Annotated in this window: 1 protein-coding gene; it reads right to left on the minus strand. The window is 54.8% G+C overall.

What is annotated here, in order from left to right; all coding sequences use genetic code 11:
* Positions 1-135: 135 nt before the first annotated feature.
* Entirely contained in the window at positions 136-357 is a 222-nt protein-coding gene (locus B7449_RS17210) for a catalase (RefSeq protein ID WP_242407735.1), read from the minus strand.
* Between the last annotated feature and the right edge of the window lie 546 nt (positions 358-903).

Below are 903 nucleotides of genomic sequence, written 5' to 3' on the forward strand. Positions count from 1 at the left end.
GAGCACTGAACAAATCGCTCTCCGGTAAACCCGGGGCAGTTCATACGAAAGTGTCCCGAGTTTCGTGACGATGTTCCGCAAGGTGTTGGGCATGTCTCCGGGGCGCTATATGGCCGAGCGATATGCCGGGCGTCATTAGAAAGTCCGGTATGACCGGACCTGCAGGATCGGATCATCCGACGGCTGGATGCCTGGCGGTAAAACGAGAGGGTCGAAGGTAATGCCTGTGCAGGGAGCGTCATCCTCGCTTTTAATGGAATTCAGGGTCAGGGTTCCGGCGTCGATTGTCTGATCATCCTGTGCCCAGATCTGGCTGGGATCGTTAATGACATCATGCGCACCGGCCACGGTCGTCATCAGATGCCACTGCAGGGGACGTTCATGGATGTAACTGATCAGTTTTCCATTTCGGCCCATCTTCGGCCTGTCTACCGGGCGTTTACGTCGCATTATTTTAAGACAACCGATAACAGGAACGGATGTGGCGACAAGGAGGAATGGGACGCGGCAGGGTAACAGGCTGCCGGATGCGGTGAAAAGTTACCTTTGTTGCAAATCCATACATTCTGTTCGGTGCGGCATCGCGTAATTCTGGTTCATGAACCGAATCAAACGGACGACTGAACGGGACATTTTACCTGCGATGAAAAGAATACTTCTAAAGCTGAGGGCCTTTCTGGGGATTGTGGGTGTGGGGACCGTCTTGTTCTCCATGCACCTTAATCCGGTGCGGGCCGCGGATATTGCCACCTTGTCGGTGATAAAACCCGTCCTGTCATGTGAGGCACTGGGTAATGTAGATCTTGTGCATGCCGTGGGGGCCGAGGTTCACGGCCAGAAGGCTGCCCTGCTCCAGACCCCAAAGGGTAAATTCTGCAAGGTCACGGGGCAGATCGCGCCTGC

The organism is Komagataeibacter intermedius TF2 (assembly GCF_000964425.1).
Taxonomy (GTDB): domain Bacteria; phylum Pseudomonadota; class Alphaproteobacteria; order Acetobacterales; family Acetobacteraceae; genus Komagataeibacter; species Komagataeibacter intermedius.

Bases quoted from the DNA above. Each gene is read 5' to 3' on its own strand.
- B7449_RS17210 (WP_242407735.1), bottom strand. From the start codon at position 357: ATGACGACCGTGGCCGGTGCGCATGATGTCATTAACGATCCCAGCCAG.